Here is a 25,487-nt window from a genome sequence, read left to right as displayed (position 1 = left end):
GCGGCTACTCGGGGTCGGCGGTCCCGACCTGGCCCACGACACCGACGTTCAACGGGTCGGCCAGGAGTTTGTCGAACGCCAACTCGGCGGCGCCGATCAGAACGGCGTCGCGGCCGAGCGCCGCCGCGCGCAACCGCAGGTGCTCGCGGGAGGCGGGCAGTGGCATGGTGTCGAGCCGGTCCCGGACCACGTCCGCACCGGCGGTGAAGATGTCGCGCAGCGAGCCACCGAACACCACGGCGTCCGGGTTGACCACGTTGACCAGGTTCGCCACGCCGAAACCGAGCCAGTCCGCCACCTGCTCGACCGCCGCGCGAGCGGTCGGGTCGCCGGCAGCCGCGGCGCGCAGGACCTCGGCCACCGCCGCGCGGTCGCTCGGATCACGGCCGGCGTGCCGCAACAGCGCGGCTTCGGAGATCTCGGTTTCCCAGCAGCCGCGTGAACCGCAGCCGCACGGCAGGCCGTTGGGGTTGACGACCATGTGGCCGACCTTGCCGCTGTGGCCCCGGTGGCCGATCACCAGTCGGCCGCCGACGATGATGCCGGCGCTGATGCCCAGGTCTCCGTGCAGGTAGATGACGTCGTCGATGCCGACCGCGACGCCCCTGGCGTGCTCGGCCAGGCCGGCGATGTCCGCCAGGTCCCCGGCGACGAAACCAGGCCCGGTGCTGAACTCCGCCTCCAGCGCGACGCCGAGCGTTTCGTCGATGCTGGCGATCCGGAGCCTGCCGTCCGGGTCGCGGGTGGTGTCGGTGACCGCCGCGGCGCCGCCGACCAGCAGGCCGTCGCCGGCCACCGAGCGTTCCATGTCACGGACCAGGTCGCCGAGGGGTCCGACGGCGTCGATCGCCGACATGCCGCTGGGGCGAGGGATCTCCCGCAGATCGAGGATCTGCCCGCCCAGGCCGACCCGGGCGGCACGCAGCCGGTCCGCGTCGATGCTCAACGCGTGTGCGTAGACCCGGTCGGAGCGAGGGCTGACCACGAGTGAGGGTCGGCCGGCGCGGCGGGTGGTGGCCGGCACCTCCTCGGTGACCAGGCCGCTGGTGACCAGGTCGGCCGCGAGGGCGCCGATGGTGCTTCGGTTGAGGCCGAGCCGGCTGGTCAGCTCGGCGCGGGACGTCGGTCCGTGCAGGTGGACGTAGCGCAGCACAGCGCCGAGGTTCTGCCGCCGGATCTCCTCCTGGCTGGCGCCGGGGAGCGCCGGCAGCGGGGTTTCCGCGTTGCGGCCGACGCCGGCTGGCCTGGCCCGTACTGGTGTCGCCACGGTCAGACCTCCTTCCGGGTCGAGGCCGGTTGGTGCGGGGGTGCAGGGACGACGATGGGTCCCGGTAGAGGAGACCCGGGACCCATCGGCGTTGCTACCTACCGTGCGGTGATTACTTGGTGAGCGGCGCGAGCTTCGGGTCGTTGGCGTACGCCTCAGCCGCGTTCGCCTTGGTGACGGCGACCGGCGGGAGCAGGTACGTGTCGACGACCTTGCTGCCGTTGTTGTAGGACTTGGTGTCGTTCACCTGCGGCTGGTCGCCGGCCTGGAGAGCCTTGACCATGTTGATGGTCTCCTTCACCAGGTTGCGGGTGTCCTTGTTGATCGTCATGTACTGCTCGCCCTTGACGATCGACTTGACCGACTCGACCTCGGAGTCCTGGCCGGTGACGACCGGGGTCGGCTTGCCAGCACCCTTGACCGAGGTCAGGATGGCGCGGGCCAGCGTGTCGTTCGGGGAGAGGACGCCGTCCAGCTCCTTGTTGCCGTAGGTCGAGGTCAGCAGCTGGTCCATGCGGGCCTGCGCACCCTCGGCCTTCCAGCCCTGGATGGCGGTCTGCTTGACGTCCTTCTGACCCGAGGCGACGACGACGTTGCCCTTGTCGATCTCCGGCTTGAGCACGTCCATCGCGCCGTTGAAGAAGACACCGGCGTTGTTGTCGTCCGGCGAGCCGGAGAACAGCTCGATGTTGTACGGGCCGTTCGGCTTCTTGGCCTTCATGCCGTCCAGCAGGGCCTGGCCCTGGAGCTGGCCGACCTTGAAGTTGTCGAAGGCGACGTAGTAGTCGAGGTCCGGGGTGTTCGTGATGAGCCGGTCGTAGGCGATGACCTTCACACCGGCCGTGTGGGCCGCCGCGACCTGGGTCGACAGCTGCGCGGCGTCGGTCGCGCCGATCACGATGACCTTGGCGCCCTTGGTGACCATGGCGGTGATCTGAGCCTGCTGGTCGGCGACAGTGGTCGACGCGCCGGCGTACTGCACGTCACCCTGGAAGCCGGCCTCCTTGAGACCGTTGCTGAACAGGTCACCGGCGAGGACCCAGTTCTCCGAGGTCTTGGCCGGCAGGGCCACGCCGATCAGCGAGTTCGCCGGGAAGCCCTTGGCGGCCTCGCCGCCGGAGCCGCTGTCGCCGTCGCGGCCGGAACCGCAGCCGGCGAGGGCCAGCATCGCGGCGGCGCTGATGGCCACCACCGAAGTGCCGAAGAATTTACGCATGGTGAGGACTTGCCTTTCTGGATGGTGAGGCGGGTAGAGAGGTCGGTGGCCGTCAGCCGGACACCGCTGCCTTGGCGGGCTCGCGCTCCGCGTCCGGCGGTGAGGCGGGTGGGACGGAGTCCTCGCGGCGGAACGGCCGCATCAGGCTCCCGATGATGGAGAAGCGCCCCTGGCTCTTGTTGTAGACGTCGATCGCGACGGCCAGCAGCAGGACCAGACCCTTGATGATCTGGACGCGGTCGGTGCCGACACCCATGAGCTGGAGGCCGTTGTTGAGCACGGCCATGACGAGACCACCGACGATGGAGCCGCTGATGGTGCCGATACCGCCGGCGACGGCCGCGCCACCGATGAAGACGGCGGCGATGGCGTCCAGTTCCCAGCCGTTGCCGTCCTGCGGTCCGGAGGCCGCCGAACGGGCCACGAAGATCATGCCGGCCAGGGCAGCCAGGACGGACATGTTCATCATGACGAAGAAGTTGACCCGCTTGAGCTTCACACCGGACAGCTCGGCCGCCCGGGAGTTGCCGCCCACCGCGTAGATGTGCCGGCCACCGGCCGTGTTGCGGGTGTAGAAGGAGTACGCGATGACCAGGACCAGCAGGATGATGCCGGAGATCGGGAAGCTGGTGCCGACGCGACCGCTGGCGAAGCGCAGCGCCGCGAAGGCGATCACGCCGACCATGATGGCCATCCGCAGGATGGAGATCCACATGGGTGCCGGGTCGGCGTCCATCGCCCGTCGGGTCTTGCGGGCCTGGATCTCCCGCCACACCACCGCCAATGCCGCGGCCAGGCCGAGGAGCAGCGTGGCGTTGTTGTAGCCGGTGTTCGGGCCGAACTCGGGCAGGAAGCCGGAGCCGATCTCCCGGAAGCCCTCCGGCACCGGGACGGTGCTCGCGTTACCGATGAACTGGTTGCCGCCCCGGAAGAGCAGCATGCCCGCCAGGGTGACGATGAACGCCGGCACCCCGATGTAGGCCACCCAGAAGCCCTGCCAGGCGCCGATCGCCGCGCCGATGGCGAGGCCGAACACGATGGCAGCGGGCCAGGGAAGGTCCCACTCGGTCATCGACTTGGCGACCAGGATGCCGGCGAAGGCCGCGACGGAGCCGACCGAGAGGTCGATGTGCCCGGCCACGATCACCATGAGCATGCCGATGGCCAGAATCAGAATGTACGAGTTCTGCTGGAACAGCGCGATCAGGTTGTCCGACCGCAGGGTGAGGCCGTCCGTCAGGATCTGGAACAGGACGACGATCGCCACCAGGGTGAAGATCATTCCGAACTGGCGAGCGTTGGAGGTGGTGCCTCCGAACAGGTTCTTCTGAAGGTCCTTCAATCGGCTCATCGTGTGGCCATCTTCTTCGTAGAGGTCATCTGCTTCATGAGGGTTTCCGGGGTGGCGTCGGCCCGGGCGATCTCGCCCGTGATGGCGCCTTCGAACACGGTGTAGATGCGGTCGCACAGCCCGATCAGCTCAGGCAGCTCCGAGGAGATGACGATGACGCCCTTCCCCTGGTCGGCGAGCCGCTGGATGATGCCGTAGATCTCGTACTTGGCACCCACGTCGATGCCGCGCGTCGGCTCGTCGAGGATCAGCAGGTCCGGGTCGGTGAACATCCACTTGGCCAGGACGACCTTCTGCTGGTTGCCGCCGGAGAGCTTCGAGACGCTCTCGTCGACCGTCGGGGCCTTGGTCCGCAACTCCTTGCGGTACGACTCAGCCGCCTGGTATTCCTCGACCTCGTTCAGGACGCCGTGGTGCGTGATCTTGGACAGCTTGGCGGCCACCGTCGACGTCTTGATGTCGTCGAGCAGGTTGAGGCCGATCGCCTTGCGGTCCTCGCTGACATAGGCGAGGCCGTTGTCGATGGCATCCGCCACCGACTTCAGGACGATCTCCTTGCCGTCCTTGATGATCGTGCCCGACTCGAACACCCCGTAGGAGCGGCCGAAGACACTCATCGCGAGTTCCGTGCGGCCCGCGCCCATGAGACCGGCGAAGCCGACGATCTCGCCGCGGCGCACCACGAAGCTCTCGTTCTTGCAGACCTGCCGCTCGGCGGAGATCGGGTGCCGGACGTTCCAGTCGCGGACCTCGAAGAAGACGTCGCCGATCTTCGGGGTGTGGTCCGGGAACCGGCTGCTCAACTCGCGGCCGACCATGCCCCGCACGATCCGGTCCTCGTCGACCCCGTCCGCCTTGACGTCGAGGGTCTCCACGGTCCGGCCGTCGCGCAGGATGGTGATCTGGTCGGCGATCGCCTCGATCTCGTTCAGCTTGTGCGAGATCATGATCGAGGTGATGCCGCGGGAGCGGAACCCGCGCAGCAGGTCCAGCAGGTGCTTGGAGTCGGCCTCGTTGAGCGCCGCGGTGGGCTCGTCGAGGATGAGCAGCTTCACGTCCTTGGCGAACGCCTTGGCGATCTCGACGAGCTGCTGCTTGCCGACCCCGATGTCCTTGATCAGGGTGTCTGGGTCCTCTTCCAGACCGACCCGGGCCATCAGGTCCAGCGCCATCCGGTTCGCGGCCTTCCAGTCGATCGCGCCCCGCTTGCGCGGTTCGTTGCCGAGGAAGATGTTCTCGGCGATCGACATCCCTGGAATGAGCGCGAGCTCCTGGTGGATGATCACGATGCCGGCGTTCTCACTGGCCCGGATGTCGGAGAACTTGCTCTCCGACCCCTGGTAGATGATCTTGCCGTCGTAGGTGCCGTGTGGGTAGACCCCGCTGAGAACCTTCATCAGGGTGGACTTGCCCGCACCGTTCTCGCCGCAGATGGCATGGATCTCGCCGGCGCGAACCACCAGGTTGACGTCGGAGAGGGCCTTGACTCCGGGGAACTCCTTGGTGATGGAGCGCATCTCAAGGAGGGTCGGCACGTTGCTCATTGCTCGTACCACCTCGCCAACGTCATCGGTTGCCTCCGGAAGGTTGAACCTTCACTTGGTTTTGTTGTTGACGGCAACGTATTGCGGCCGGAGGGCCATCCGCAAGGCGAGGGACTGTTGAAAAAGTAACAATCCGGCAATATAGACGTAGCAGAGTATTCGCCTGTCACTGCTACCTCAGGAGCCCCTTCGGGCACCTTGGCCTGCCGGTGGCAACGTTGTCAAATGTAGCGCGACGGCGCGATCAGCTCGGATCATCCTCGACAGGCCCGCCACCAGGCACGATCCACTACCGGCCGAGCGCGAGCGGCGGGCGGGCGGTCTCGTCGTCATCGAGTGATCGTGATTCGACCAGGACGCCGACGTCGCACCCACGACGCGACGACGACCGATGGCCGACGGTGTGACCCACGCCTCGGTCCTGAGGCCCGATCGACGGTGATCGTCTCGTCAGGTGCGCGACCAGGAGGGGGACGTGCGACTTAACGTCCCTTAAGCGCGGATCGGGCCGGTTGCGCCACCGCCCCTCCCGCGTCGACGGCTCAGGACGGGCGCAGCACCGCCTTGATCACCCCGTCCTCCCGGCGGTCGAAGCGGCGGTACAAGTCGGGGGCGTCGGCCAGAGTGCCGTGGTGGGTGACGATCACGCTGGGCCGTGCCCGACCGGCGACCACCAGGTCCCGCAGCAGGACCGTGTAGCGGCGGTCGTGGGTGCGACCGAAGCGGACCGCGACCCCCTTGCTGAACAGCGCACCCCAGGGCGCGACCAGGTTCTCGTGACCGTCCGCGCCGGGACCGGGGTGCGGGTCCCGGTCCGGATAGACGCCCGCGACCGCGATCGCACCGGCGGGGTTGACCAGCCGGGCCGCGTCGGCGATCACCTGGTTCGGACGCTCCCGAGCGGGGTGCTCCCGGTTTCGGGCCTGGAACCCGACCGCGTCGATGACCTTGTCGACCCCACCCAGTTTCTCCTCGCCGAGCGGCAGCCCGGTCCGGGCCCGGTCGGCGCGGATCTGCTCGACCGGGTCGCCCCGGCGGAAGTCGATCGGCACGGCGCCGATCTCGCCGGCCTTGTCGAGTCGGGCGTCGACCCCGTCGACGGAGTACACGACCCGCGCGCCTCGGAGCAGCGCCGCGTAGGCGCCCAGCAGACCGATGGTGCCCGCGCCGAACACCGCCACGGTGTCACCGGGCTCCACCTCGGCGAGGGAGGCGGCGGCATGCCACCCGGTGACGAACGCGTCGGCGAGCAGCACGAAGTCGTCCTCGTACGCGTCCCCCGGCTCGCCCGGGAGGGCCACGCAGTTGGCGTCGGCCCACGGCACGCGCAGCAGGTCGGCCTGCGCGCCCCGGTACGGACCCATCCCCGCGTACCCGTATGCCGCGCCCGGCCCCTCGGCCCGGGCCCGTAGACAGGCCGCCGAGAGCCCGCGGGCACACATCACACACGTCCCGCAGAACAGGTGCGTGGGGATCACCACCCGGGTCCCCGGCCGGACGGTCTGCACCGCGGCGCCCACCTCCTGCACCACGCCGAGCGGTTCGTGACCGAGCACCAGGCCGGGTTCGGCGCTGGTCCGTCCGTCGTACATGTGCAGGTCGGTACCGCACAGGGCGGTGGAGGTGATCCGGACGAGCGCGTCGGTCTCCGCCTCCAGCATCGCGTCGGGCACCTCCCGCACCGCGACCGTCCGGACGTCCGTGTAGACGACGGCTCTCATCCCGGCTCTCCTGTTCCGCGGTGGAACGGCCGGTCTTCCCCTGACCGGGCCATTCATACCCACCGCCGACTGTCAGCCCATCGACCGCACCCGGTCGGGCTCGATGGTCAGAATGATCCGGACCTGGTCCTGGCCACCGAACCACGGGTACGGCCCACCGAGGTAACGCTGCGCCAACTGGTCGATGTGCTCGGCGGCGCCCTCGGTGCTGGTGCGCACCACCCGTCCCCGGACCTCGTGGTAGCGACCCGGCTTCTGCGGGTCGGAGATCGCCACCGCCACCCGTGGGTCCCGCCGGACGTTCCGGGTCTTCTGGTGGGTCTCCACGGTGTTGATCAGAATGTGCGTGCCGTCGGTGTCCACCCAGGTCTGGGTGAGCTGTGGCGAGCCGTCGGGCATCAGCGTCGTGACGAAGCAGGTGCTCGGCTCGCGCAGCAACGTGAGCAGGTCGTCGGGCAGATCCACGGCAGGGTCTCCTTCCGGGTGACCAACCTCGTGTTGATCACGCGCCAACGGTCGCACGGAATGATCAACGCCGCCGGGCAGATCCACACGAGCGGCGCGAATCTGCCCGCCACTTCAGCCGAACCTGCGGCCCGCGCGGTGTCCGAGGGATCAGTGACCGGCGTTCTGCCCGCCGTCGACGTGCAGGATCTCGCCGGTGACGAACGGTGCGGACTCGAGGTAGACCACGGCGTCGACGACGTCGCTCGTCTCGCCCATCCGGCCCACCGGGTGCAGACCCGCGAGCGTCTGGTGCGTCTCGACCGGGTGCATCGGGGTCTTGATGACGCCGGGTGCGACGGCGTTGACCCGGACACCGCGACCGGCGTACTCGATGGCCAGCGACTTGGTCGCCGAGCTGAGGCCACCCTTGGTCAATGACGCGAGCACCGACGGGACGTTCGAGTTGGGCTGGTCGACGAAGCTCGTCGTGATGCTGACGACGTGACCGGCCCCGCTGGCCAGCAGGTGCGGCATCGCGCGCTGGGTGAGGTGGAAGAACCCGGCGAGGTTGACCCCGGTGACCTGCTCGAAGTCCTCGTCGGTGTAGTCGGTGAATGGCTTGGCGACGAAGACGCCGGCGTTGTTCACCAGGGTGTCGATCCGCCCGAACCGGTCCAGAGCGGCACGCACCACCCGCTCCGCGGTGTCGGCCTCGGCGATGTCACCCCGGACCGTGACGATCTCCGGGTCGTCGGACGCGCCGATCGACCGAGAGGTTGCCACGACGCCGTACCCCAGCTTGCGGTAGGCGTCCACGAGGCCGGCGCCGATGCCCTGGGAAGCGCCGGTGATCACGACGACCTTCTGGCCCTGAGTGCTGTTCATGAGGAAACCACCTTCACTAGACGACTGGTCGACTAAACGCTAGCCGACCGGTCGTGTATCGTCGAAGCATGGGTCGGACCAGTGACGCGAAGAACAAAATCCTCGACGCGGCCGCCACGCTCATCGAGCAGCGCGGCTACACGGCGCTCGGGGTCGCCGAGATCTGCGCGGCGGCGGGCGTGCCGAAGGGCAGCTTCTACTACTTCTTCGAGTCCAAGCAGGCGCTCGCCCGCACCGTCATCGACGAGCACTGGGTCACCCAGCGCCGCCAGTGGGAGCAGTTGCTCGGCAGCGAGCGCGACCCGCTACAGCGACTCCGGGACCTGTTCGAGGCCACCGAGGAGGTCCAGCGCGTCGGCCAGCAGAAAGCCGGAGTGGTCGCGGGCTGCCTGTTCGGCAACCTCGCCCTCGAACTGAGCAACCAGGCCGAGGAGATCCGCGGTCGACTCCAGGAGATCTTCGAGGAGCAGATCGGCCTCATCGAGCAGGTCGTCGCCGAGGCCAAGGAGCGCGGCCTGGCGGGCCCGTCGGTCGACAGCCGGGAGGCCGCCCGATCGATAGTCGCGCAGATCGAGGGGCGGGTCCTGCTCGCGAAGTTGCTCAACGATCCGACCCAGCTGGAGACGCTGTGGCGCAACTGCCTCGACCTCCTCCAGGTGCCGGCACAGGCACGGACCACCACCGGCTGAACGGACGACTGTCGCTGACCGTCCACTCCGGGCGCACTGCGCGGCCGCTCAGTAACATCGGCGAGGCACGATATTCAGGCGGACCACTCCCGACCGGAATCGAGCACCCGACATGACGACCGAGCAGACCACGTCTCCCCCACGTGCCGGTGTCAGGATCGCCGCTCAGGGGCTGGGTCAGAGCGTCCGGAGCGGTCGCCAGATCCTGACCGACATCTCGGTGAGCATCGCGCCGGGTGAGCTGGTCGCGATCATCGGTGCCAGCGGCGCCGGCAAGACCACCCTGCTGGAGATCCTCTCCGGAGTGCAGCGCCCGGTGGCGGGCACCGTCACGTACGACGGCAACACCACGGCAGGCACCATCGGTGTCGTTCCCCAGGACGACATCATCCACCGCGAGCTGCCCCTGGCCCGCACCCTGCGGTACGCGGCCCGACTGCGCCTGCCCTCCACCGCCGGGCCGGCCGAGATCAGTGACCGGGTCGCGGAGGTGCTCGCCGAGCTGCGACTCACCGACCGGGCCACCACGCCGGTCGGCCTGCTCAGCGGCGGTGAACGCAAGCGCGCCAGCATCGCCGTCGAGCTGCTCACCCGACCCGGCGTGTTCTTCCTGGACGAGCCCACCTCCGGATTGGACCCGGCGATCGCCGTGGAGCTGCTCCGGGTGCTCCGCGCGCTCGCCGACACGGGCACCACAGTCGTGCTGACCACTCACCAGGTCACCGACGTGGACCACTGCGACAGTGTCGTCGTGCTGACCCGTCAGGGCCGGTTGGCGTTCACCGGCACCCCGACCGCCGCCCGGGAGTTCTTCGGCCTGCGGTCCCTGGCCGAGGTGCACCTCCGGCTCGACGAAGCGACGCAGCCGGCCGAGTGGCCCGATCGCTTCGCCGAGCGGCGCGCGGCCGAACAGCCGCCCCGTACTCCCGACGGGGGTGACGTCGCCGCGACGCCGTCCCGGCGCATCGGCCGGCTGCGCCAGTGGGCGGTGCTCACCGCGCGCAACACGGAGATCGTCGTCCGCAACCGACTGACGTTGGCGATCCTGCTCGGCTCGCCGCTGATGGTGCTCGGCATGTTCGCGCTGCTGTTCCGCCCGGGGGCGTTCGAGCCGACCAGACCCAGCCCGACGGTGACCGTGATGATCCTGTTCTGGATCGCGTTCGGCGGCTTCTTCTTCGGGCTGACCTACGGGCTCCTCCAGATCTGCACCGAGCTGCCGATCCTGCGCCGGGAGCGGCTGGCCGGGGTCCGGCTGGTCCCGTACCTGTTGGCGAAGGTGGCGGTGCTGCTGCCGCTGCTGGCCCTGGTGGACCTGGCCCTGCTCGGGGTGCTGCGCGGCATGGACCGGCTGCCGCCGGTCGGCGGCGCCGACTTCGCCGCCCTGTACGCGACACTGCTGCTCTCTTCGGCGGCGGCGCTCGCCCTCGGTCTGCTCTGCTCGGCGGCCGTGTCCGACGCGGCCCAGGCGACGCTCCTGCTGCCGATGCTCTGCTTCCCACAGGTGCTGTTCGTCGGCGCGATCCTGCCGGTGCCGGCGATGGCGGTCGGCGGTCAGTGGCTCAGCTACGCGATGTCGAACCGGTGGGCGTTCGAGGGCCTGGGGCACACCGCCGGGGTGGAGCGGCTCTGGCGCGACGGCGGCTCCCCGCTCGGCCCGCCGCTGCTGGCCACGTACGGCGACAGCTTCTCCCGGCCGGTGTGGGTCGACTGGCTGGTGCTCGGCGGTTTCGTGCTGCTCTTCCTGGGCGCGGCCTGGGCGGTCCTGCTCCGACGGGATCCTCGTCGTGGGTCCTGACCCGATGCCGCCCGCCTCCCCCACGGCGCTGCCGGGATACGCCGCCACGGGCCGGATCGACGAGCTGCGCGCCACCGAGTACCGACACCTGGACACCGGCGGGCAGGTGTACCTCGACTACGCCGGAGCCGGGGTGGCCGCCCAGGCGCAGGTTCGCGCCCACCACGACCGGTTGCTCGCCGGCCTCTACAGCAACCCCCACTCGGAGAACCCCACGAGCGTGGCGGCGGGCTCGCTGGTGGAGTCGGCGCGACGCGCGGTGCTCGACTTCTTCCGCGCCGACCCGGACGAGTACGGGGTCATCTTCACCCCGAACGCCAGTGGCGCCTGCCGGCTGGTCGGCGAGGCGTACGACTTCGGCCGGGCCGCGCCGCTGGTGCTCACCTGGGACAACCACAACTCGGTCAACGGCATCCGTGAGTACGCCCGGTCGGCTCGCGCGTCCGTACGCTACCTGCCGCTGAACGGGCCGGAACTGCGGATCGCCGAGTCGGAGCTGGTCGCGGCGCTCGACGCCGGCCGGGGTGGCCTGACCCGCCGGTGGGGCCGGCCCGGTCGTCACGGGCTGTTCGCCTACCCGGCGCAGAGCAACTTCTCCGGGGTGCAGCACCCGCTGGGCTGGGTGGAGCTGGCCCAGCAGCAGGGCTACGACGTGCTGCTCGACGCGGCCGCCTTCGCGCCGACGAACCGGCTGGACCTCAGCGTCGTCCGACCGGATTTCGTCTGTCTGAGCTGGTACAAGCTCTTCGGCTACCCCACCGGGGTCGGCGCGCTGCTGGCCCGCCGTTCGGCGCTGGCCCGGTTGCGCCGGCCGTGGTTCGCCGGCGGCACGATCCGCGCGGTGAGCGTGCAGGGCGACTGGCACCGGCCGATGGACGACGAGTCGGCGTTCGAGGACGGCACGCTCAACTTCCTGAGCATCCCGGACGTGGAGTTCGGGTTGCGCTGGCTCGACTCGATCGGCGTGGACCTGGTCCACGCCCGGGTCGGCCTGCTCACCGAGTGGCTGCTGACGCGGTTGGCCACCCTGCGGCACGACACCGGCGGGCCGCTGGTCCAGGTGTACGGGCCGACGACGGGCGCGGGGCGCGGTGGCACCGTGACCTTCAACCTCCGCCACCCGGACGGCACGCTGGTCGACGAACGGCTCGTGGCGCGGGAGGCGGCAGCGGCGGGCCTCTCCCTGCGGACCGGCTGTTTCTGCAATCCGGGCGCGGCCGAGGGCGCGTTCGGGATGAGCCGGACGTCGATGCGGCAGCGGCTGTTGGCGGGGGTCGACACGATCGACCAGTACCTCACCACGCTGGGGCTGCCGACGGGCGGCGCGGTCCGCGTCTCGTTCGGACTGGCCTCGACCGCTACCGACGCGGAGCGCCTCGTCGACTTCGTCCAGTCGACCTACCTCAACCGGAGTGCCGGTACGGAGTCACCACTGCCACCTCGGCTGCGCTGCTGACCTGCCCGACCCGGCCGACTAGCTGACCTGGGCCACCGGCGCGGGGCGGTGCTTGATCTCCTCCATGAACGGGAACCGGGCGGTCAGCTCGGCGAACGTCAGGCCGGCCCGCCAGGCCGCGGCCACCTGGGCGACCTGCACCAGGTCCATGACGTCACCGCGGGCGAGAACCTCTCCCGAGACGCGCAGGTCAATCATGAAGTACCGGGCCTGCGATCCCAGCCCCACGCAGACCACGCCCTCGTCGGAGTGCAGCTCGGCGCAGGTGAACCGGGCCCGCCCCTGCTCCGGCGCGGTCACCCGGCCGACGTCGAGCCCGTGGCGGGCAGCAGTTTCGATCAGCGCGGGGGCCAGGCCACCCCGCTCGACCAGATCCGGGTAGAGGCGCACACCCAGCGCCGTCGACGCCTCGCTCATGACTGACTCCCACTTCCTTGTGACAGAGACCAGCAGCGCGCAGGTTACGGGAAAGTTTCCGGCACGCCTCGTCATCCTGTCCCGCGTGGACGCCCCACGGCAATAGGAAGGGTCGATTCGACCGCTATCGAGTAACCCTCAGCCGCGCCGAGCTCCTTCGATGGGTCGGCGTCGTCCATCTCGGAGGCATCGAGCGATGCCACTGCGACGACCGGCGTCGGCACGTCGCCGCTCACTCGTCAGCATCGGGCGGTAACGGACGGTCGTGATATTGGAAACACTCTTGACAGAAAGACGTCATATCGACATGCTTCGCTTAGAGAGCGCTCTCTATCCTGGTAAACCGCCTCCATCACCCCCACGCTGAGGAGCCTCCCGTGTTCACAGCCCGGCCCAGCCTCCGCTTCCGCCCGCTCGTACTCCTGGCGGCCACCCTCGTCGCGACCGCGACGGCGCTCGTCGTCCCGGCGCACCCCGACCGGGCCGAGGCCGCCATCGGTCCCATCAGCTGGCAGGACGAGTTCAACTCCCCCGCCGGCACGCCCGTCGACCAGAACAAGTGGCGCTTCGACACCGGCGGTGGCGGCTGGGGCAACAACGAGCGGCAGTACTACACGAACAGCACCAGCAACGCGGTCCACGACGGCCAGGGCAACCTGGTCATCACCGCCCGCCGGGACAATCCCGCCAACTACCAGTGCCACTACGGGCGCTGCGAGTACACGTCAGCGCGGTTGCTGACGGCGGCCACCTTCACCCAGACGTACGGGCGGTTCGAGGCCCGGATCAAGATCCCGCGTGGTCAGGGCATCTGGCCGGCCTTCTGGATGCTCGGCACCGGCGGCGGGTGGCCCGACGCCGGCGAGATCGACGTCATGGAGAACATCGGCCGGGAGCCCAACACCGTCTACGGCACCGTGCACGGGCCCGGCTACTCCGGAGCCGGCGGCATCACTGGCAGCCGCACCCTCGGCGCGCCGCTCGCCGACACCTTCCACACCTACCGGGTGGACTGGGAGCCGAACGTCATCACCTGGTACGTCGACGGGGTGCAGTACCACCGGGTCGACCCCGCTCGGCTCGGCGGCAGCCGCTGGGTGTTCGACCACCCCTTCTTCATGATCCTCAACGTCGCGGTCGGCGGTAACTGGCCCGGCTACCCCGACGGCTCGACCCAGTTCCCGCAGCAGATGCTGGTCGACTACGTCCGGGTGTCCAGCTACACCTCGGGTGGCGGGGGCGACCCCACTCCGGGCACCAACCGGATCAGGGGCGCGCAGAGCGGTCGCTGCATCGACATCCCCGGCGCGGACCCGGTCGAGGGCGCAAAGCTCCAGATCTGGGACTGCAACACCACGGCGGCCCAGAGCTGGACCTTCGCGTCCGACGGGACGGTCCGGGCGATGGGCAAGTGCATGGACCCGGCCTGGGCCGGCACCGCCAACGGCACCGAGGTCAACCTGGTCAGTTGCAACGGCAACACCGCGCAACGCTTCACCCTCAACGGCGCCGGCGATCTGGTCAACCTCAACGCCAACAAGTGCGTCGACGTACGGGAGGCCAACCCCAACAACGGTGGCAAGCTGCACCTGTGGGACTGCCTCGGCGCCGCCAACCAGAAGTGGTCCCGCATCTGATCACCCGAGCACCAAGGCGTGGGCCGTCCGAGGAGTCACTCGGGCGGCCCATCGCCGTAGCGACCTTCGCCCACCTCCTCGAACCAGATTGACTCGATGGGCGGGGACGCCAGGCTCATGACCACTATGTTCGGATTAGTCCTGAATCCGGCAGTCCGGGAGTGAGCTCATGTCGCACCATCTCGATACACCCCTGGCCGCTCAGGGCGGCCAGTTGTACATCGACGACCTGTACGTCTTCAACGGTGACCGCGCCACCGTGTTCGTCATGGACGTCAACAGCTCGGTGACCAAGGCCGACATCAAGCGCGGCTTCCACGCCGAGGCGCGTTACGAGATCAAGATTCACATCAACGGCACCGAGGCGGAGGACCTGACGTACCGGTTCGCCTTCGGCGAGCCGGACGGCGACGCCCGGCAGACCCTCCAGTTGTACGAGCTCACCGGCGCGGACGCCCGCGACGACGCCGCGATGGGCACCCCCATCGCCGAGGGGCGAACCGGCGAGGTGACGACCGGCGGCAACGTCCGGATCTGGGCCGGCCGGATCGCCGACCCCTTCTTCGTCGACCTCGACGAACTCGCCACCATCAACGGCGCGGTCAAGAACGGTTCGCGGGTGGACCGCTCGGCGTGGCGGGCCGACCAGGCCAAGAACAGCTTCGCCGGCACCACTGTCGAGTCGATCGTCCTCGAGGTCTCCCACGACGAGCCGCTGCTGCGCGACGGCACCGAGATCGGCGTGTGGTGCCGCACCATGCTGGCCACCGACGCGGGCGGGTGGCGCCAGATCAACCGCGCCGGCCACCCCATGATGTGGCCGATCTTCTGGCCCCACGACACCGACTTCTCCGACCCCGCCAACTTCCGGCACCCCGGCAACGACCTCGCCGAGGGCGGGGAGGAGATCGCGAACGCGGTCGCCGGGGTGGTCAAGGCGAACGGCACCGCACCGGATCCGCAGGCGTACGGCTGGAGCGTCGCCCGGCAGCTCTACCCCGACCTGCTGTCGTACACGGTCGGCACGGCAGCGAACTTCGGCTTCGCGGTCCGCAACGGACGAACCCTCGCTGACAACGCGCCCGAGGTGATGTTCTCCCTGGTCCTCAACACCGGCACCACTGCCGGCCTCACCTCGGAGGTCACGAAGGCCGCGCGTTCCGCCACGTTCCCGTACGTGGTCGCGGCCTGAATCCGCTCGTAGGGCTCGGCGGCCGGTACGGCGCCGAGCCCTTGCCGTGCGCGCCCGGGTGATGCTCGAGCCATTCGCGCCCGTATGGGCGTTTTGCGTAGATAGTCTCTTAAGTGCTTCCCAGCGCTCTTTAGGACAAAGGAGACTCGATGCGTAGAAAGATTCTCGCGGGCTTGGCCGGCGTCGCCGCCGTCGTCGCGCTCGCCGGACCGGCCGTCGCGGACACCACGGGCGACACGATCGTGACCCTCACCGTCGACGCCGCCGGTGGCCTGTCGATCACCGTGCCGGCGACGGCCAACATCGGTCACGGCATTGAGGGCTCGACCGTCACCGGTCTGCTCGGCCCGGTCACCGTGCTGGACCAGCGAGGTTCGCTCACCCCCAACTGGACCGCCAGCGTCATCTCCACCGACTTCACCACCGGTGGCGGCTCCTCCGGAGAGACGATCCCGAACATCAACGTTCTGTACTGGTCCGGCCCCGCCACGGCGACCGCCGGCAGTGGCACCTTCACGCCGGGCCAACCCACCGCGGCCCAGCAGGTGATCATCAACGTCCCCCGGACGGCGATGACCCACACCGGCGGCACCGGCAACAACTTCGCCACCTGGAACCCCACCCTGGTGGTGAACATCCCCATCGGCACCGTCCAGGGTGTCTACACCGGGACGGTGACACATTCGGTGTTCTGAGCCGCTCGGCCGGCTGGTGCTGCTGGCCTCGGTCGCCCTCGTGGCGCTCGGGGTTTCGGCGGCACCAGCCGTTGCCGTGCGGGAGCAGCGACAGGACCCGGCCGAGGAAGCCGCGATCAGCATCCGGATGCTGGACATCCCTGCCAGTCGGGTTGAGGACCCGAGGGCCCAGGTCTACATCGTGGATCACCTGAAACCCGGCACGACGATCAACCGCCGGGTCGAGGTGCAGAACACCTCCGCCGAGGTGCAGAAGATCGAGTTCTATTCCGGAGCCGCTTCGGTCGAGAACAACGCCTTCACAGTGCCCGAGGGGCGTACGGGTAACGAACTGAGCGGGTGGATCCGGCTGAAGACCGCCACGATGCGGCTGGACCCGGGCGAGCGACGACCGGTCGAGGTCGAGGTCGCCGTGCCGAAGAAGGCGTCGAAGGGCGAGCGGTACGCCGCGATCTGGGCGCAGGTCACCAGCACGAAGGAGCGCACCGGCAACGTCACCCAGATCCACCGGGTGGGCATCCGGGTCTACCTCGACATCGGTCCCGGTGGTGAGCCGCCAACGGACTTCCGGATCGAAGGGTTGGCTGCCGAGCCGGGCGCCGGTGAGTTCCCCGTGGTCACCGCGAAGGTCACCAATACCGGCGAACGTGCGCTGGACATGACCGGCACCCTGTCGCTGACCAAGGCGGCGGTCCAGGCCGGTCCGTTCAAGGTGACCAACGGCGTGACGATCCTGCCCGGCCAGAGCGGTCAGGTCCGGATCGAGGTCAACCAGGCCCTGCCCGCCGGGACGTGGGACGTGCACGCGAAGCTCGCCAGCGGCACCGTGGAACGCACCGCGACCGGGAAGATCGTCCTACCCGTCGCGGCGCCGATGACAGTCGCGACGTCCAGCGGGCCGAGTTGGCTGGTCTACACGGTCGGCGGCATCGCCCTGCTGGTGCTGGTCACCCTTGGTGGCTGGTACCTCGTCCGCCGACGCCAGGCCCAGTGGGCCTGACCACCCACCCACCGCCCCACCCCATCTGCCCGGCCGTTCCCCCGGAACGGCCGGGCAGCATCGTTCCACGAGTCGATCACGGAGTTGTGGTGCGCGGCTTGCGATCTAAAAGACCGATTCGCCACCCACCACAACTCCTTGATCGACGGGGCTGGGGCGGGGGGCGGGGCGGGGGCTAGATGACCGAGTGCGTCACGACCGACACGTAGTTGCCGACCACCACGCCGGACGGGAGAGTCACGAACAGCGTGGGGTTCCAGGTGGCGGAGTTCGGGCCTCCCGCCTGACCTGACCATCCTGCGGCCACCCGCGGGGTGTTCAGCACCGCCCCGGGCTGCGGAACGAACGATCCGACACCGGTGCTGGCGAGGGCGGGCCCCGAGGCGTACGTGATGTTGCTGTTGGGGATGGTCTCGCCCCCCGAGCCGGAGCCGGTGGTGAAGCTCGTGCTGGAGACGACGCTGACCCAGTTGCCGGAGAAGGGGCCACGGTCGTCGGTGACGGTCACCGGGCCGAGTTGGCCCGAGACGCCGGTGGTGCCCGAGGTGACGGTGCCGAGCGCCGAGATCGCCGGGACGCTGATGGAGAGTCCACCGAGCGGGGTGATGACCAGGTCGACCGGTCGGGTCGCGGACTGGTCGAACGAGTCGGTCACCCGGACGGTGAACGGGAACGTCCCGGACACTGTGGGCGTGCCGGAGAGCAGGCCCGTGACCGGGTCGAGGGTCAGCCCGGCGGGCAGGCTCCCGGCGCTGACCGACCAGGTGAACGGGCCGGTGCCGCCGGTCACCGTGAGCTGGTACTGGTACGGCTCGTACGCCTTGCCGGGTGGGGGCGGTGGGAAGGTCAGCGTCGGTGGCGCGTTGACCGTCACCGGCCCGGAGGGGGCCGACTGCGGGCCGGTCCCGCCAGCGTTCGTCGCGGCCACCCGGAAGGTGTACGTGGCACCGGCGGTCAGCCCCGTGACGATCTGGGTCGTGGCGGTTCCGCTGAAGACCCGGGGTGTCTGCGCCACCCCGTTGAGGTACGGCGTCACCGTGTAACCGGTGATCGGCGACCCTCCGTTGGCCGGGGCCGTCCAGCTCACCCTGGCGGCGTTGGTGCCGGCGGTGGCCGAGGTGTTCGTCGGTGCTCCCGGCACTGTGTACGGGACCACGGCCGCCGAGGGTGGGCTGGCCGCCCCGGTGCCGAACGCGTTCACCGCCGCCACCCGGAAGGCGTACGACGAGCCTGCGGTGAGCCCGGTCAGGGTGCGGCTGGTGGTGGAGGCGTCGAAGGTCAGGGTCGGTTGGGTGACGCCGTCCCGGATCGGGGTGATCAGGTAGCTGGTGATCGGGCTGCCGTTGTTGTCCGGTGCGGTCCAGCTCACTGTGGCGCTGGTGACGCCCGCGACCGCTGTGGGGGTGGTGGGCGTGCCTGGCGTGGAGGCGTAGACGAAGTTCGCCGACCCGGCCGAGCCTCGGGTGACGACGCTGACGGTGACCGTCGCCGGGCCGGACCGGGCGGGCATGGACGAGATGGCGAGGGTGCCGTTGGGGTTCACTGTGAAACAGCCGGCGGCCGGGCCGGAGGTGCACGGCAGCAGCAGCACCGACGTGCCGGCCTGCTGCTCGGCGGCGGTGCCGATGGTGATCGCGGTCGCGCCGGTGAGGTTGCTGCCTCCGACGGTGACCGCGATGCCTCCGGAGACCGAGCTCAGGGCCGGGGTGACGGTGACGCCGCTGGGTGCGGTGGCGGGCACGGCAGGCGTGGTGGAGTTGGAGAAACCGGGGTTGGCGTCGATCGACGACGAGGTCGCCACCGTGGCGGTCTGGATCAGCGACGGCGTCACACCGGCGCCGGTGACTGTCGCGACGACGGTGATCGGCGGCAGGGAGGTGCCGCCGGCGAACGGGCCGTTGCTGTTGGTGCAGGTGATGCTCTGCCCGGACGGTGCGGCACAGACCCAACCGGAGCCGTACGCGCCGCGCGGCACGACACCGGCAGGCACGGTCTGGGTGACCGAGATGGGTGCCGTCTCGGTGGCGCCGGCGTCGACCCCGGCGGTGATCGAGTAGGTGACCGGGTCACCGGGCTGCGGGGTGGCCCCGACCGCGCTGGTCTGCGCCACGCTCAGGTCCGGTACCGGGTTGAAGCTGACCGTCCGCGCGTTGTCGACCTCGTGGAAGTCAGTGACCGAGCCGGTCGAGCCCACCCAGCCGAAGGCGAGTTGCCGTGGGTAACCGCTGGCGTTGAGCCAGGTCGGCGACGGGTACAGGCTGGGCGACACGACCGGTAGGCTGCCCGCCAGGGTCCGCGCCGACCCGCCTACCGGGGTGAACCTGACCCGGTACTCCCCGGCCGGCACGGTGATGCCGGTGTCGGTGGTGAACGGCGATGAGGTGGTGTTGGCGACCACCTCGACCGGCACCACGGACGCGGCCCGGGTGGCGGCCCGCAACGCCAGTGCCGCCGACGAGGTGGTGGTGGCGGTGCTGTTGATTGCGCAGTAGCCGACCCCGTTGCGGCCCGGCCCTCGGATCACGACCTGCCCGGGGACCCGCCCGTTGGTGGTCGAGATGTACGGCGGGTTGGTGCAGCCGGTGCCCTGGTAGGTGCTGTTGCTGAAGTTGCCGTAGACGTCCAGCCCGACGCCGAGGTAGCCATTGGAGAGGCCCACCGATGCGCCGTTGAACGCTGCCGAGTAGCCGAGCGAGCCGCCCGGCTGACCGAGGGTGGACGGGGGCCTCGGGTTGGCCGGGTCGACGGCGGCCAGCACGAAGGCGATGCCATCCGCACCGGTGCTGATGCCGCCGTACTGGTAGGTGTTGAAGGTGACGTGCAGACCCTGCGAGGTGGGCACGCCGACCGCCCCGAACACCCCGCCCTCCCGGTTCAGGGTGGCGGGGGTGAGGCGCAGTTTGCCCGAGCCCTGCGGGTCGGTGGACGTGGTGCAGCTCAGCAGCGGCCCGGTGGTCGAGTTGCCCGCTGCGCTCAGGCAGGCGGCGTTGGTCGCGAGCGCGACGGGCACACCTGGCACCGACACGGCGCCGAGGCCGTTCGCTGTGTTGTTGTGGAAGGGTTGGTCGAACAGGACGGAACCGGCCGCCCACGCCGGGAGGGGTGCGACCGCGAGAACGCCCACGGTCACGGCTGCCACCAGCGTTGCGATGCTGCTCTGACGACGCCGGCCCCGAAACGACATGCCCACTCCCAGCTTTCACTCCAGTCCCGAGCTGGACTATATCCCCCAAAAACACCCATATTTCTCGTACGGGGATAAAGCCGGCCCAGGACTCGGCCCTCAGAAACGCACCGACCTCCTCGGCATGGCCGAGGAGGTCGGTGCGCCGGGGCTGGGAGCTGTCAGCCCTCGATGTCGCGGGGGTCACGGCTGCGGGGGTAGGTGTTCTTCTCCCCGATCGTGCCGTCCTGCTTCTTGATCACGTGCTCGACGCCGCGGTCGGCCGCCATCTCGCGGCCCTGGGCCTGCGCGTCAGCCTTCACGTCATGCGTGCTGGTGGCCCGCTCGTGGCCCTCCGGCTTGTTCTTCCACTGCCCGTCCTCGTGGTACGTGTCGACATCACCCTTGGCCATGGCCGGCTCCTCCCTGCGTCGGAACTGTCTCCCGAATCAGTGCCCCGAGCCGTGCGGGGCAAACCGGATTCCTCAGGAGACGGCCGGGCAGTTGTTGCTCACCCGCCGGAGGATCTGTTCGCGTTCGTCGGTGGTGATGCCCGACGGCGCGCCGTCGAAGTGGGTCTCTACCTTCTCCCAGCCCTTGCGCTGCTCGTAGTGCAGGTGCGGCGCGCCGGAGTTGCCGGTGCTGCCGAGCCGTCCGATCTGGTCACCCTGGGCCACCTTCTGGCCGACGGTGACCAGTGGTGGTTCGAGCATGTGCAGGTACTGCGTCTCCCACTTGCCGCCGTGGTCGATCTTCACCCAGTAGCCGCCGCCGCGCCCCCGCGGGCCTTCCGGGTTCTCCGGGTTGCGGCCGCCCAGCGAGCCGTTGATGCCCGCCACTGTGACAGTGCCGGCGTACGACGCGAGCACCGGCCGCCCCCACGTCTCGCCCTCGACCGGGAAGAAGTCGACGTCGTAGTCGTCGTGACCGGGGTAGGTGCTGAGCTGCCACGTCTCGCCGCAGGTCACCGGCATCTGGAAGAGCGGGCGCGGACCGGCCGGTCGCAGCATCGGCACCGCGACCACCGCGACACCCACGAGGGCCGCCACCGCGACGAGCGCGAGCAGGATGCGGATGGCACGGCTTCGAGGGCGGCGGTGGGAGCGGGATCGGGTGGGGCGACCGGTCGTCACCGGGCCGAGCATGGCAGATCCGGGCAACCTCCCGGCTCCGAGGTGGCACCCCCACAGCCTTGACATTGCACTCGAATCGCAAACGAGATACCGTCAGATGCAATGCAGTTGTATTGCAACGAGAGTGGGCTCCCATGCACGTGATCGCATTGTCCGAGGTGACCGACGCCATGACCGCCCTGGTCGGGGGCAAGGCGGCCGGGCTGGGCGAGCTGATCCGGCACGGCGAGCAGGTCCCCGACGGCTTCTGCGTCACCACCGAGGCACACCGGCTCGGCGTCGTCCCCACCGCCGAGGTCGTCGCCGCGTACCAGCGGCTCGGCGCGGGCCCGGTGGCGGTGCGCTCCAGCGCGACAGCCGAGGACCTCCCGGACGCGAGCTTCGCCGGGCAGCAGGACACCGTCCTCGACGTCACCGGCACCGACGAGCTGATCGCCGCCATCGAGAAATGCTGGGCTTCGCTGCACAGCGACCGGGCGACCGCCTACCGCGACGCCCGCGGCATCGATTCCCGGACAGTGCGGATGGCCGTCGTCGTGCAGCGCATGGTCAGACCCACTGTGGCGGGAGTGCTGTTCACCGCGAACCCGCTGACCGGGCGCCGCGACGAGATGGCCGTCGACGCCGCTGCCGGCCTCGGCACCACAGTGGTGGACGGCGCCGCCGCCGTCGACCACTACATTCTCGACGACATCACGCGCGCCGAGGCCGGATGCCTGACGTCCCCGCAACTGGCCCGCCTCCGCGCCACCGGCGAGCGGTTGCAGGCCCACTTCGGCTGCCCACAGGATGTCGAGTGGGCGATCGACGCGGAGGACGTGCTGTGGCTCCTCCAGTCCCGGCCCATCACCAGCCTGTTCCCCGCCCCACCGTCCAGCGAGAAGCCCCTCCCCCGCGTCTACCTGGAGTTCGGGCACGTCCAGGGCATGCTGCAACCGGTCACCCCGATGGGCATGTCGACACTGCGCAGGCAGATCGCCGCGATGCTCGCCGCGCTCGGGGTACGTGTCGAGATCGTCGACATCGGCGGTCGCCTCTACGGCGACCTGACCGACCTGGCCCGCGACCGGTCGTCCCGCAAACGGCTGGTGAAGCTCCTGGCTGTCGACTTCGGGCCGCGCGCCCAGGCGGTGATGCAGCACGTGCTGGGGGATCCCCGGTTCGCCCCGACCAGCGGCGGCGACCGGCGCGGTAGGGCATCGGGAGCCGCGTCGCTGCGGACGGCCCGTCGCGCGGTGGCGGGGATCCTGCGGGCGCTGGCCCGTCCCGAGGCCGCGCGGACCCGGATGTTCGAGGCGGTCGAGCAGCTCAGGGTGAGCTCAGCCGCCCCCGCCGACCTGCGTACCACCGGCGACCGGCTGCGCTTCGTGCAGGAGCAGGACGCCGACGCCGACGACACCGCCGACGCGATCATGTGGCCGATCGTCGCCGGGATGCTCGCCGCCGCCCTGCCGACCGCGCTGCTCAAAGGCGTCGCCGGCCCGGACGAGATCCACACCGTGCTGGGCGGCATGCCGCACAACGTCACCATCGAGATGGACCTGGCCCTGTGGCGGCTCGCCCAGGGCGTGGGCGACCACCGCCGGCTTCTCCTCGACACCCCGCCGGCCGAGTTGGCCGCACGCCACCTGCGCGGCACGCTGCCCGACATCGGCATGGCGGCCTTCCTGGACGTGTACGGGCACCGGGGCGTCGCCGAAGTCGACCTCGGGGTGCCGCGTTGGGCGGAGGACCCCACGCCGGTCTTCGCCGCGGTCGCCAACTACCTGCGGGTGACCGATCCGCAACAGGGCCCCGACCAGCGCTTCCAGCGGGCCGCCTCAGCGGCGGAGACAGCGCTGGAGGAGTTGGTCACCCGAGCGCGCCGTCGGCGGCCGGTGCGGGGCCGGCTCGCCGGTTTCCTGTTGCGCCGCGCGCGATCGTTGGCCGGCCTGCGCGAGGCCGGCAAGTTCGCCGGGCTGTACCCGCTGCGCGAGACCCGTCGCCAACTGCTGCTCATCGGTGCCGACCTGCACGCCCACGGGTTGCTGGACCAGCCCGACGACATCATGTTCCTGACCCTCGACGAGGTGCACACCGCCGTACACCAGGGTGTTGATCTGCGCGGCACCGTCACCGCCCGGCGGGCGGTGCACCGCCGGGAGCTGCGGCGTCGGACCGTGCCGGTGGCACTGCTCTCCGACGGTACGGATGTCGAGACCGTCCTGCCGGCGGTATCGACCGGCGACGGGACGCTCGCCGGAGTGGGCGCGTCGGCGGGCCGGGTGACCGGCCCCGCCCGGGTCGTGCACGACCCGGGCACCGCCCACGTCGAGCCCGGCGAGGTCCTGGTTGCCGCGACCACGGACCCCGGCTGGACCCCGCTGTTCCTCACCGCGGCGGCGCTGGTCACCGAGACCGGCGCGATCATGGCGCACGGCCCGACAGTGGCCCGTGAGTACGGCATTCCCGCCGTCATCTGCGTGCCGGACGCCACCCGGACCATCACCACCGGGCAGCTCGTCACAGTGGACGGCGGCGCCGGAACCGTCACGCCGCACGGACCGTCGACCCCCGAGCGAGTAGGACGACCATGACCGACACGAGGACACCGACCAGGGCGCGGGTGGGCCCGCTGCTGCGTCGGGCGGCCGAGGCCGAGGCCGCGACGTGGCGCAGCCTGTACGTGTGGGCGCGGCGTCGTCCACTGCCGCTGGGGCCCGGCGACGAGCCGTTCGGCTACCTCGGCGTGGTCAAGCCGATCCTGGGCATCTTCATCGGCCTGTCGGTCGTGGAGATCCCGATCTTCGACGTGGTGGTCACCCACGTGGTGCCGTGGCGGCCCGCCCGCTGGATCGTTCTGGGCCTCGGCATCTGGGGTCTGCTCTGGATGATCGGCCTGTTCGCCAGCATGACGATCCACCCCCACGTCGTGGGCGACCGGGGCCTGCGGGTGCGGCTCAGCTCGGGCATCGACATCTGGATCCCGTGGACGGACGTCGAGGCGCTGCGCAAGCGCTACCGATCGCTGCCGTCGAGCAGATCCGTGCAGGTCGAACAGGAGGGCGACCGGCGGGTGGTGTCCATCTCGGTCGGCAGCCAGACCAGCATCGACGTCCTGCTGCGCCGGCCGCTGACCTTCGACCTGCCGAGGGCCGGGTCCACGCCGGTGAACGAGCTGCGACTGTACGCCGACGACCCGGACGGCCTGCTGCGCAGCGCGCGGGGCACTCCGGTGAGCCAGACCGCCAGCCGGTGACCACCGCGCTGGCGGAGTCTCCGGGCCACCCACTGTGAAACGATCGAGGCCATGCCCAAGAAGGTCGATCACCAGGAGCGACGCACCCTCATCGCGGACGCGCTGATGCGGGTCGCCGCGGATCAGGGCCTGGAGGCCGTCAGCCTTCGTCACGTGGCCGCCGAGGCCGGGGTCTCGGCGGGGATGGTCCAGCACTACTTCCGGACCAAGGACGAGATGATGGCCTTCGCGTTGAGTGTGGTGCGGGAGCGCAGCCAGAGCCGGGTCACCGAGGCGGTGGCACGGCTGGGCGAGACCCCGTCACCTCGACTGCTGCTGCGGACGATGCTCGCCGCGCTGCTGCCGCTCGACGAAGGCACCCGCGACAACGGGCGGGTGGCGCTCGCGTTCCTCGCCTACACGGCGGTGCGACCGTCGGCCGCGCCCAGCCTGCACGAGGACACCGCGCAGTTCACCGGGTTCATCGCCAGCGTCCTGCCCGACCGGCACGGCGTCGCCGCCGCGGCCGGCCTGCTGGCGCTGATGGAGGGGCTCGGTGTCTACCTGCTGGGCGGGCAGTACACCGCCGAACAGGCGCTGGGCGCGCTGGACGCCCAGCTGGACCTGCTCTTCGGCTCGTCGGCGGCCGCCTGAGCGTT

21 protein-coding genes are annotated in these 25,487 nt (G+C 70.0%); 10 read left to right on the top strand and 11 right to left on the bottom strand.

Annotated features, from left to right (window positions below; translation table 11 throughout):
- Positions 1-4 precede the first annotated feature (4 nt).
- From ACLQ3F_RS03765 to ACLQ3F_RS03735, 7 genes are all read right to left on the bottom strand, one after another.
- Positions 5-1,267: an ROK family transcriptional regulator gene (locus ACLQ3F_RS03765; RefSeq protein WP_425846031.1), complete on the bottom strand. Its 1,263-nt coding sequence runs from the start codon at positions 1,265-1,267 to the stop codon at positions 5-7.
- A gap of 112 nt (positions 1,268-1,379) precedes the next feature.
- A complete protein-coding gene (locus tag ACLQ3F_RS03760) occupies positions 1,380-2,483 on the bottom strand; it encodes a sugar-binding protein (RefSeq protein WP_357207869.1) in 1,104 nt (367 codons plus the stop codon).
- A 52-nt stretch (positions 2,484-2,535) separates the two neighbouring features.
- Positions 2,536-3,834 carry a multiple monosaccharide ABC transporter permease gene (gene mmsB, locus ACLQ3F_RS03755; RefSeq protein ID WP_425846028.1) on the bottom strand — a complete coding sequence of 433 codons (1,299 nt, stop codon included), beginning with the start codon at positions 3,832-3,834 and terminating at the stop codon, positions 2,536-2,538.
- Complete coding sequence (gene mmsA / locus ACLQ3F_RS03750; protein ID WP_357207873.1) at positions 3,831-5,378, bottom strand: multiple monosaccharide ABC transporter ATP-binding protein; 1,548 nt, start codon at positions 5,376-5,378, stop codon at positions 3,831-3,833. Before mmsA ends, mmsB begins: the two co-directional genes overlap by 4 nt.
- Before the next feature lie 542 nt (positions 5,379-5,920).
- Positions 5,921-7,099, bottom strand: a complete 1,179-nt coding sequence (locus tag ACLQ3F_RS03745) for a glutathione-independent formaldehyde dehydrogenase (RefSeq protein ID WP_425846024.1) — start codon at positions 7,097-7,099, stop codon at positions 5,921-5,923.
- A 72-nt stretch (positions 7,100-7,171) separates the two neighbouring features.
- Positions 7,172-7,564, bottom strand: coding sequence for a PPOX class F420-dependent oxidoreductase (locus ACLQ3F_RS03740; protein WP_393221251.1), 393 nt, complete (start codon positions 7,562-7,564; stop codon positions 7,172-7,174).
- Between the two features lie 150 nt (positions 7,565-7,714).
- On the bottom strand, positions 7,715-8,431 hold the full coding sequence (locus ACLQ3F_RS03735; protein ID WP_425846021.1) for an SDR family NAD(P)-dependent oxidoreductase: 717 nt from the start codon (positions 8,429-8,431) through the stop codon (positions 7,715-7,717).
- A gap of 68 nt (positions 8,432-8,499) precedes the next feature.
- Between ACLQ3F_RS03735 and ACLQ3F_RS03730 the strand changes: the two genes are divergently transcribed.
- The 3 genes from ACLQ3F_RS03730 to ACLQ3F_RS03720 all read left to right on the top strand — a co-directional run bounded on the left by ACLQ3F_RS03730 (position 8,500) and on the right by ACLQ3F_RS03720 (position 12,374).
- Entirely contained in the window at positions 8,500-9,120 is a 621-nt protein-coding gene (locus ACLQ3F_RS03730) for a TetR/AcrR family transcriptional regulator (protein WP_355006852.1), read from the top strand.
- A 112-nt stretch (positions 9,121-9,232) separates the two neighbouring features.
- A complete protein-coding gene (locus ACLQ3F_RS03725; RefSeq protein ID WP_425846018.1) occupies positions 9,233-10,918 on the top strand; it encodes an ATP-binding cassette domain-containing protein in 1,686 nt (561 codons plus the stop codon).
- Positions 10,908-12,374, top strand: a complete 1,467-nt coding sequence (locus ACLQ3F_RS03720) for an aminotransferase class V-fold PLP-dependent enzyme (protein ID WP_425846015.1) — start codon at positions 10,908-10,910, stop codon at positions 12,372-12,374. The genes ACLQ3F_RS03725 and ACLQ3F_RS03720 overlap by 11 nt, the downstream gene beginning before the upstream one ends.
- Before the next feature lie 18 nt (positions 12,375-12,392).
- Here ACLQ3F_RS03720 and ACLQ3F_RS03715 read toward each other — a convergent pair whose 3' ends face one another.
- Complete coding sequence (locus tag ACLQ3F_RS03715) at positions 12,393-12,791, bottom strand: hypothetical protein (RefSeq protein WP_112585399.1); 399 nt, start codon at positions 12,789-12,791, stop codon at positions 12,393-12,395.
- Positions 12,792-13,168: 377 nt separating this feature from the next.
- Between ACLQ3F_RS03715 and ACLQ3F_RS03710 the strand changes: the two genes are divergently transcribed.
- The 4 genes from ACLQ3F_RS03710 (at position 13,169) to ACLQ3F_RS03695 (ending at position 17,315) form a co-directional block, all read left to right on the top strand.
- Positions 13,169-14,428, top strand: a complete 1,260-nt coding sequence (locus tag ACLQ3F_RS03710) for a family 16 glycosylhydrolase (RefSeq protein WP_357205092.1) — start codon at positions 13,169-13,171, stop codon at positions 14,426-14,428.
- Between the two features lie 169 nt (positions 14,429-14,597).
- On the top strand, positions 14,598-15,620 hold the full coding sequence (locus ACLQ3F_RS03705) for a DUF4331 family protein (protein WP_425846011.1): 1,023 nt from the start codon (positions 14,598-14,600) through the stop codon (positions 15,618-15,620).
- A 149-nt stretch (positions 15,621-15,769) separates the two neighbouring features.
- Positions 15,770-16,315 (top strand): hypothetical protein, encoded by a 546-nt coding sequence (locus ACLQ3F_RS03700; RefSeq protein ID WP_425846009.1) that lies wholly within the window; start codon positions 15,770-15,772, stop codon positions 16,313-16,315.
- A 76-nt stretch (positions 16,316-16,391) separates the two neighbouring features.
- Positions 16,392-17,315: a hypothetical protein gene (locus ACLQ3F_RS03695; protein ID WP_425846006.1), complete on the top strand. Its 924-nt coding sequence runs from the start codon at positions 16,392-16,394 to the stop codon at positions 17,313-17,315.
- Positions 17,316-17,490: 175 nt separating this feature from the next.
- Here ACLQ3F_RS03695 and ACLQ3F_RS03690 read toward each other — a convergent pair whose 3' ends face one another.
- From ACLQ3F_RS03690 to ACLQ3F_RS03680, 3 genes are all read right to left on the bottom strand, one after another.
- Positions 17,491-20,454: a fibronectin type III domain-containing protein gene (locus ACLQ3F_RS03690; RefSeq protein ID WP_425846002.1), complete on the bottom strand. Its 2,964-nt coding sequence runs from the start codon at positions 20,452-20,454 to the stop codon at positions 17,491-17,493.
- A 206-nt stretch (positions 20,455-20,660) separates the two neighbouring features.
- On the bottom strand, positions 20,661-20,891 hold the full coding sequence (locus ACLQ3F_RS03685; RefSeq protein WP_354942245.1) for a DUF2188 domain-containing protein: 231 nt from the start codon (positions 20,889-20,891) through the stop codon (positions 20,661-20,663).
- A 72-nt stretch (positions 20,892-20,963) separates the two neighbouring features.
- Positions 20,964-21,623 carry a M23 family metallopeptidase gene (locus tag ACLQ3F_RS03680; RefSeq protein ID WP_357205107.1) on the bottom strand — a complete coding sequence of 220 codons (660 nt, stop codon included), beginning with the start codon at positions 21,621-21,623 and terminating at the stop codon, positions 20,964-20,966.
- 122 nt (positions 21,624-21,745) lie between these two features.
- On the opposite strand from ACLQ3F_RS03680, the gene ACLQ3F_RS03675 reads away from it, so the two are divergent.
- Genes ACLQ3F_RS03675 through ACLQ3F_RS03665 form a run of 3 tightly spaced genes read left to right on the top strand, consistent with a single transcriptional unit; the run spans position 21,746 to position 25,482 of the window.
- Positions 21,746-24,187, top strand: coding sequence for a PEP/pyruvate-binding domain-containing protein (locus ACLQ3F_RS03675; protein WP_425845998.1), 2,442 nt, complete (start codon positions 21,746-21,748; stop codon positions 24,185-24,187).
- Positions 24,184-24,849: a PH domain-containing protein gene (locus tag ACLQ3F_RS03670; protein WP_425845995.1), complete on the top strand. Its 666-nt coding sequence runs from the start codon at positions 24,184-24,186 to the stop codon at positions 24,847-24,849. Before ACLQ3F_RS03675 ends, ACLQ3F_RS03670 begins: the two co-directional genes overlap by 4 nt.
- Before the next feature lie 51 nt (positions 24,850-24,900).
- On the top strand, positions 24,901-25,482 hold the full coding sequence (locus ACLQ3F_RS03665) for a TetR/AcrR family transcriptional regulator (RefSeq protein ID WP_357263625.1): 582 nt from the start codon (positions 24,901-24,903) through the stop codon (positions 25,480-25,482).
- Positions 25,483-25,487: the final 5 nt, after the last annotated feature.

This window comes from Micromonospora sp. DT15, from assembly GCF_049841475.1.
In the GTDB taxonomy this organism is placed as follows: Bacteria; Actinomycetota; Actinomycetes; order Mycobacteriales; family Micromonosporaceae; genus Micromonospora.
This window is presented reverse-complemented; position numbering and strand designations above follow the sequence as displayed.

Coding starts and splice junctions, on each gene's coding strand:
- ACLQ3F_RS03760 (WP_357207869.1), bottom strand. CDS start 2,483: ATGCGTAAATTCTTCGGCACTTCGGTGGTGGCCATCAGCGCCGCCGCG.
- mmsB (WP_425846028.1), bottom strand. CDS start 3,834: ATGAGCCGATTGAAGGACCTTCAGAAGAACCTGTTCGGAGGCACCACC.
- mmsA (WP_357207873.1), bottom strand. CDS start 5,378: ATGAGCAACGTGCCGACCCTCCTTGAGATGCGCTCCATCACCAAGGAG.
- ACLQ3F_RS03745 (WP_425846024.1), bottom strand. CDS start 7,099: ATGAGAGCCGTCGTCTACACGGACGTCCGGACGGTCGCGGTGCGGGAG.
- ACLQ3F_RS03735 (WP_425846021.1), bottom strand. CDS start 8,431: ATGAACAGCACTCAGGGCCAGAAGGTCGTCGTGATCACCGGCGCTTCC.
- ACLQ3F_RS03730 (WP_355006852.1), top strand. CDS start 8,500: ATGGGTCGGACCAGTGACGCGAAGAACAAAATCCTCGACGCGGCCGCC.
- ACLQ3F_RS03725 (WP_425846018.1), top strand. CDS start 9,233: ATGACGACCGAGCAGACCACGTCTCCCCCACGTGCCGGTGTCAGGATC.
- ACLQ3F_RS03715 (WP_112585399.1), bottom strand. CDS start 12,791: ATGAGCGAGGCGTCGACGGCGCTGGGTGTGCGCCTCTACCCGGATCTG.
- ACLQ3F_RS03705 (WP_425846011.1), top strand. CDS start 14,598: ATGTCGCACCATCTCGATACACCCCTGGCCGCTCAGGGCGGCCAGTTG.
- ACLQ3F_RS03700 (WP_425846009.1), top strand. CDS start 15,770: ATGCGTAGAAAGATTCTCGCGGGCTTGGCCGGCGTCGCCGCCGTCGTC.
- ACLQ3F_RS03685 (WP_354942245.1), bottom strand. CDS start 20,891: ATGGCCAAGGGTGATGTCGACACGTACCACGAGGACGGGCAGTGGAAG.
- ACLQ3F_RS03680 (WP_357205107.1), bottom strand. CDS start 21,623: ATGCTCGGCCCGGTGACGACCGGTCGCCCCACCCGATCCCGCTCCCAC.
- ACLQ3F_RS03675 (WP_425845998.1), top strand. CDS start 21,746: ATGCACGTGATCGCATTGTCCGAGGTGACCGACGCCATGACCGCCCTG.
- ACLQ3F_RS03670 (WP_425845995.1), top strand. CDS start 24,184: ATGACCGACACGAGGACACCGACCAGGGCGCGGGTGGGCCCGCTGCTG.
- ACLQ3F_RS03665 (WP_357263625.1), top strand. CDS start 24,901: ATGCCCAAGAAGGTCGATCACCAGGAGCGACGCACCCTCATCGCGGAC.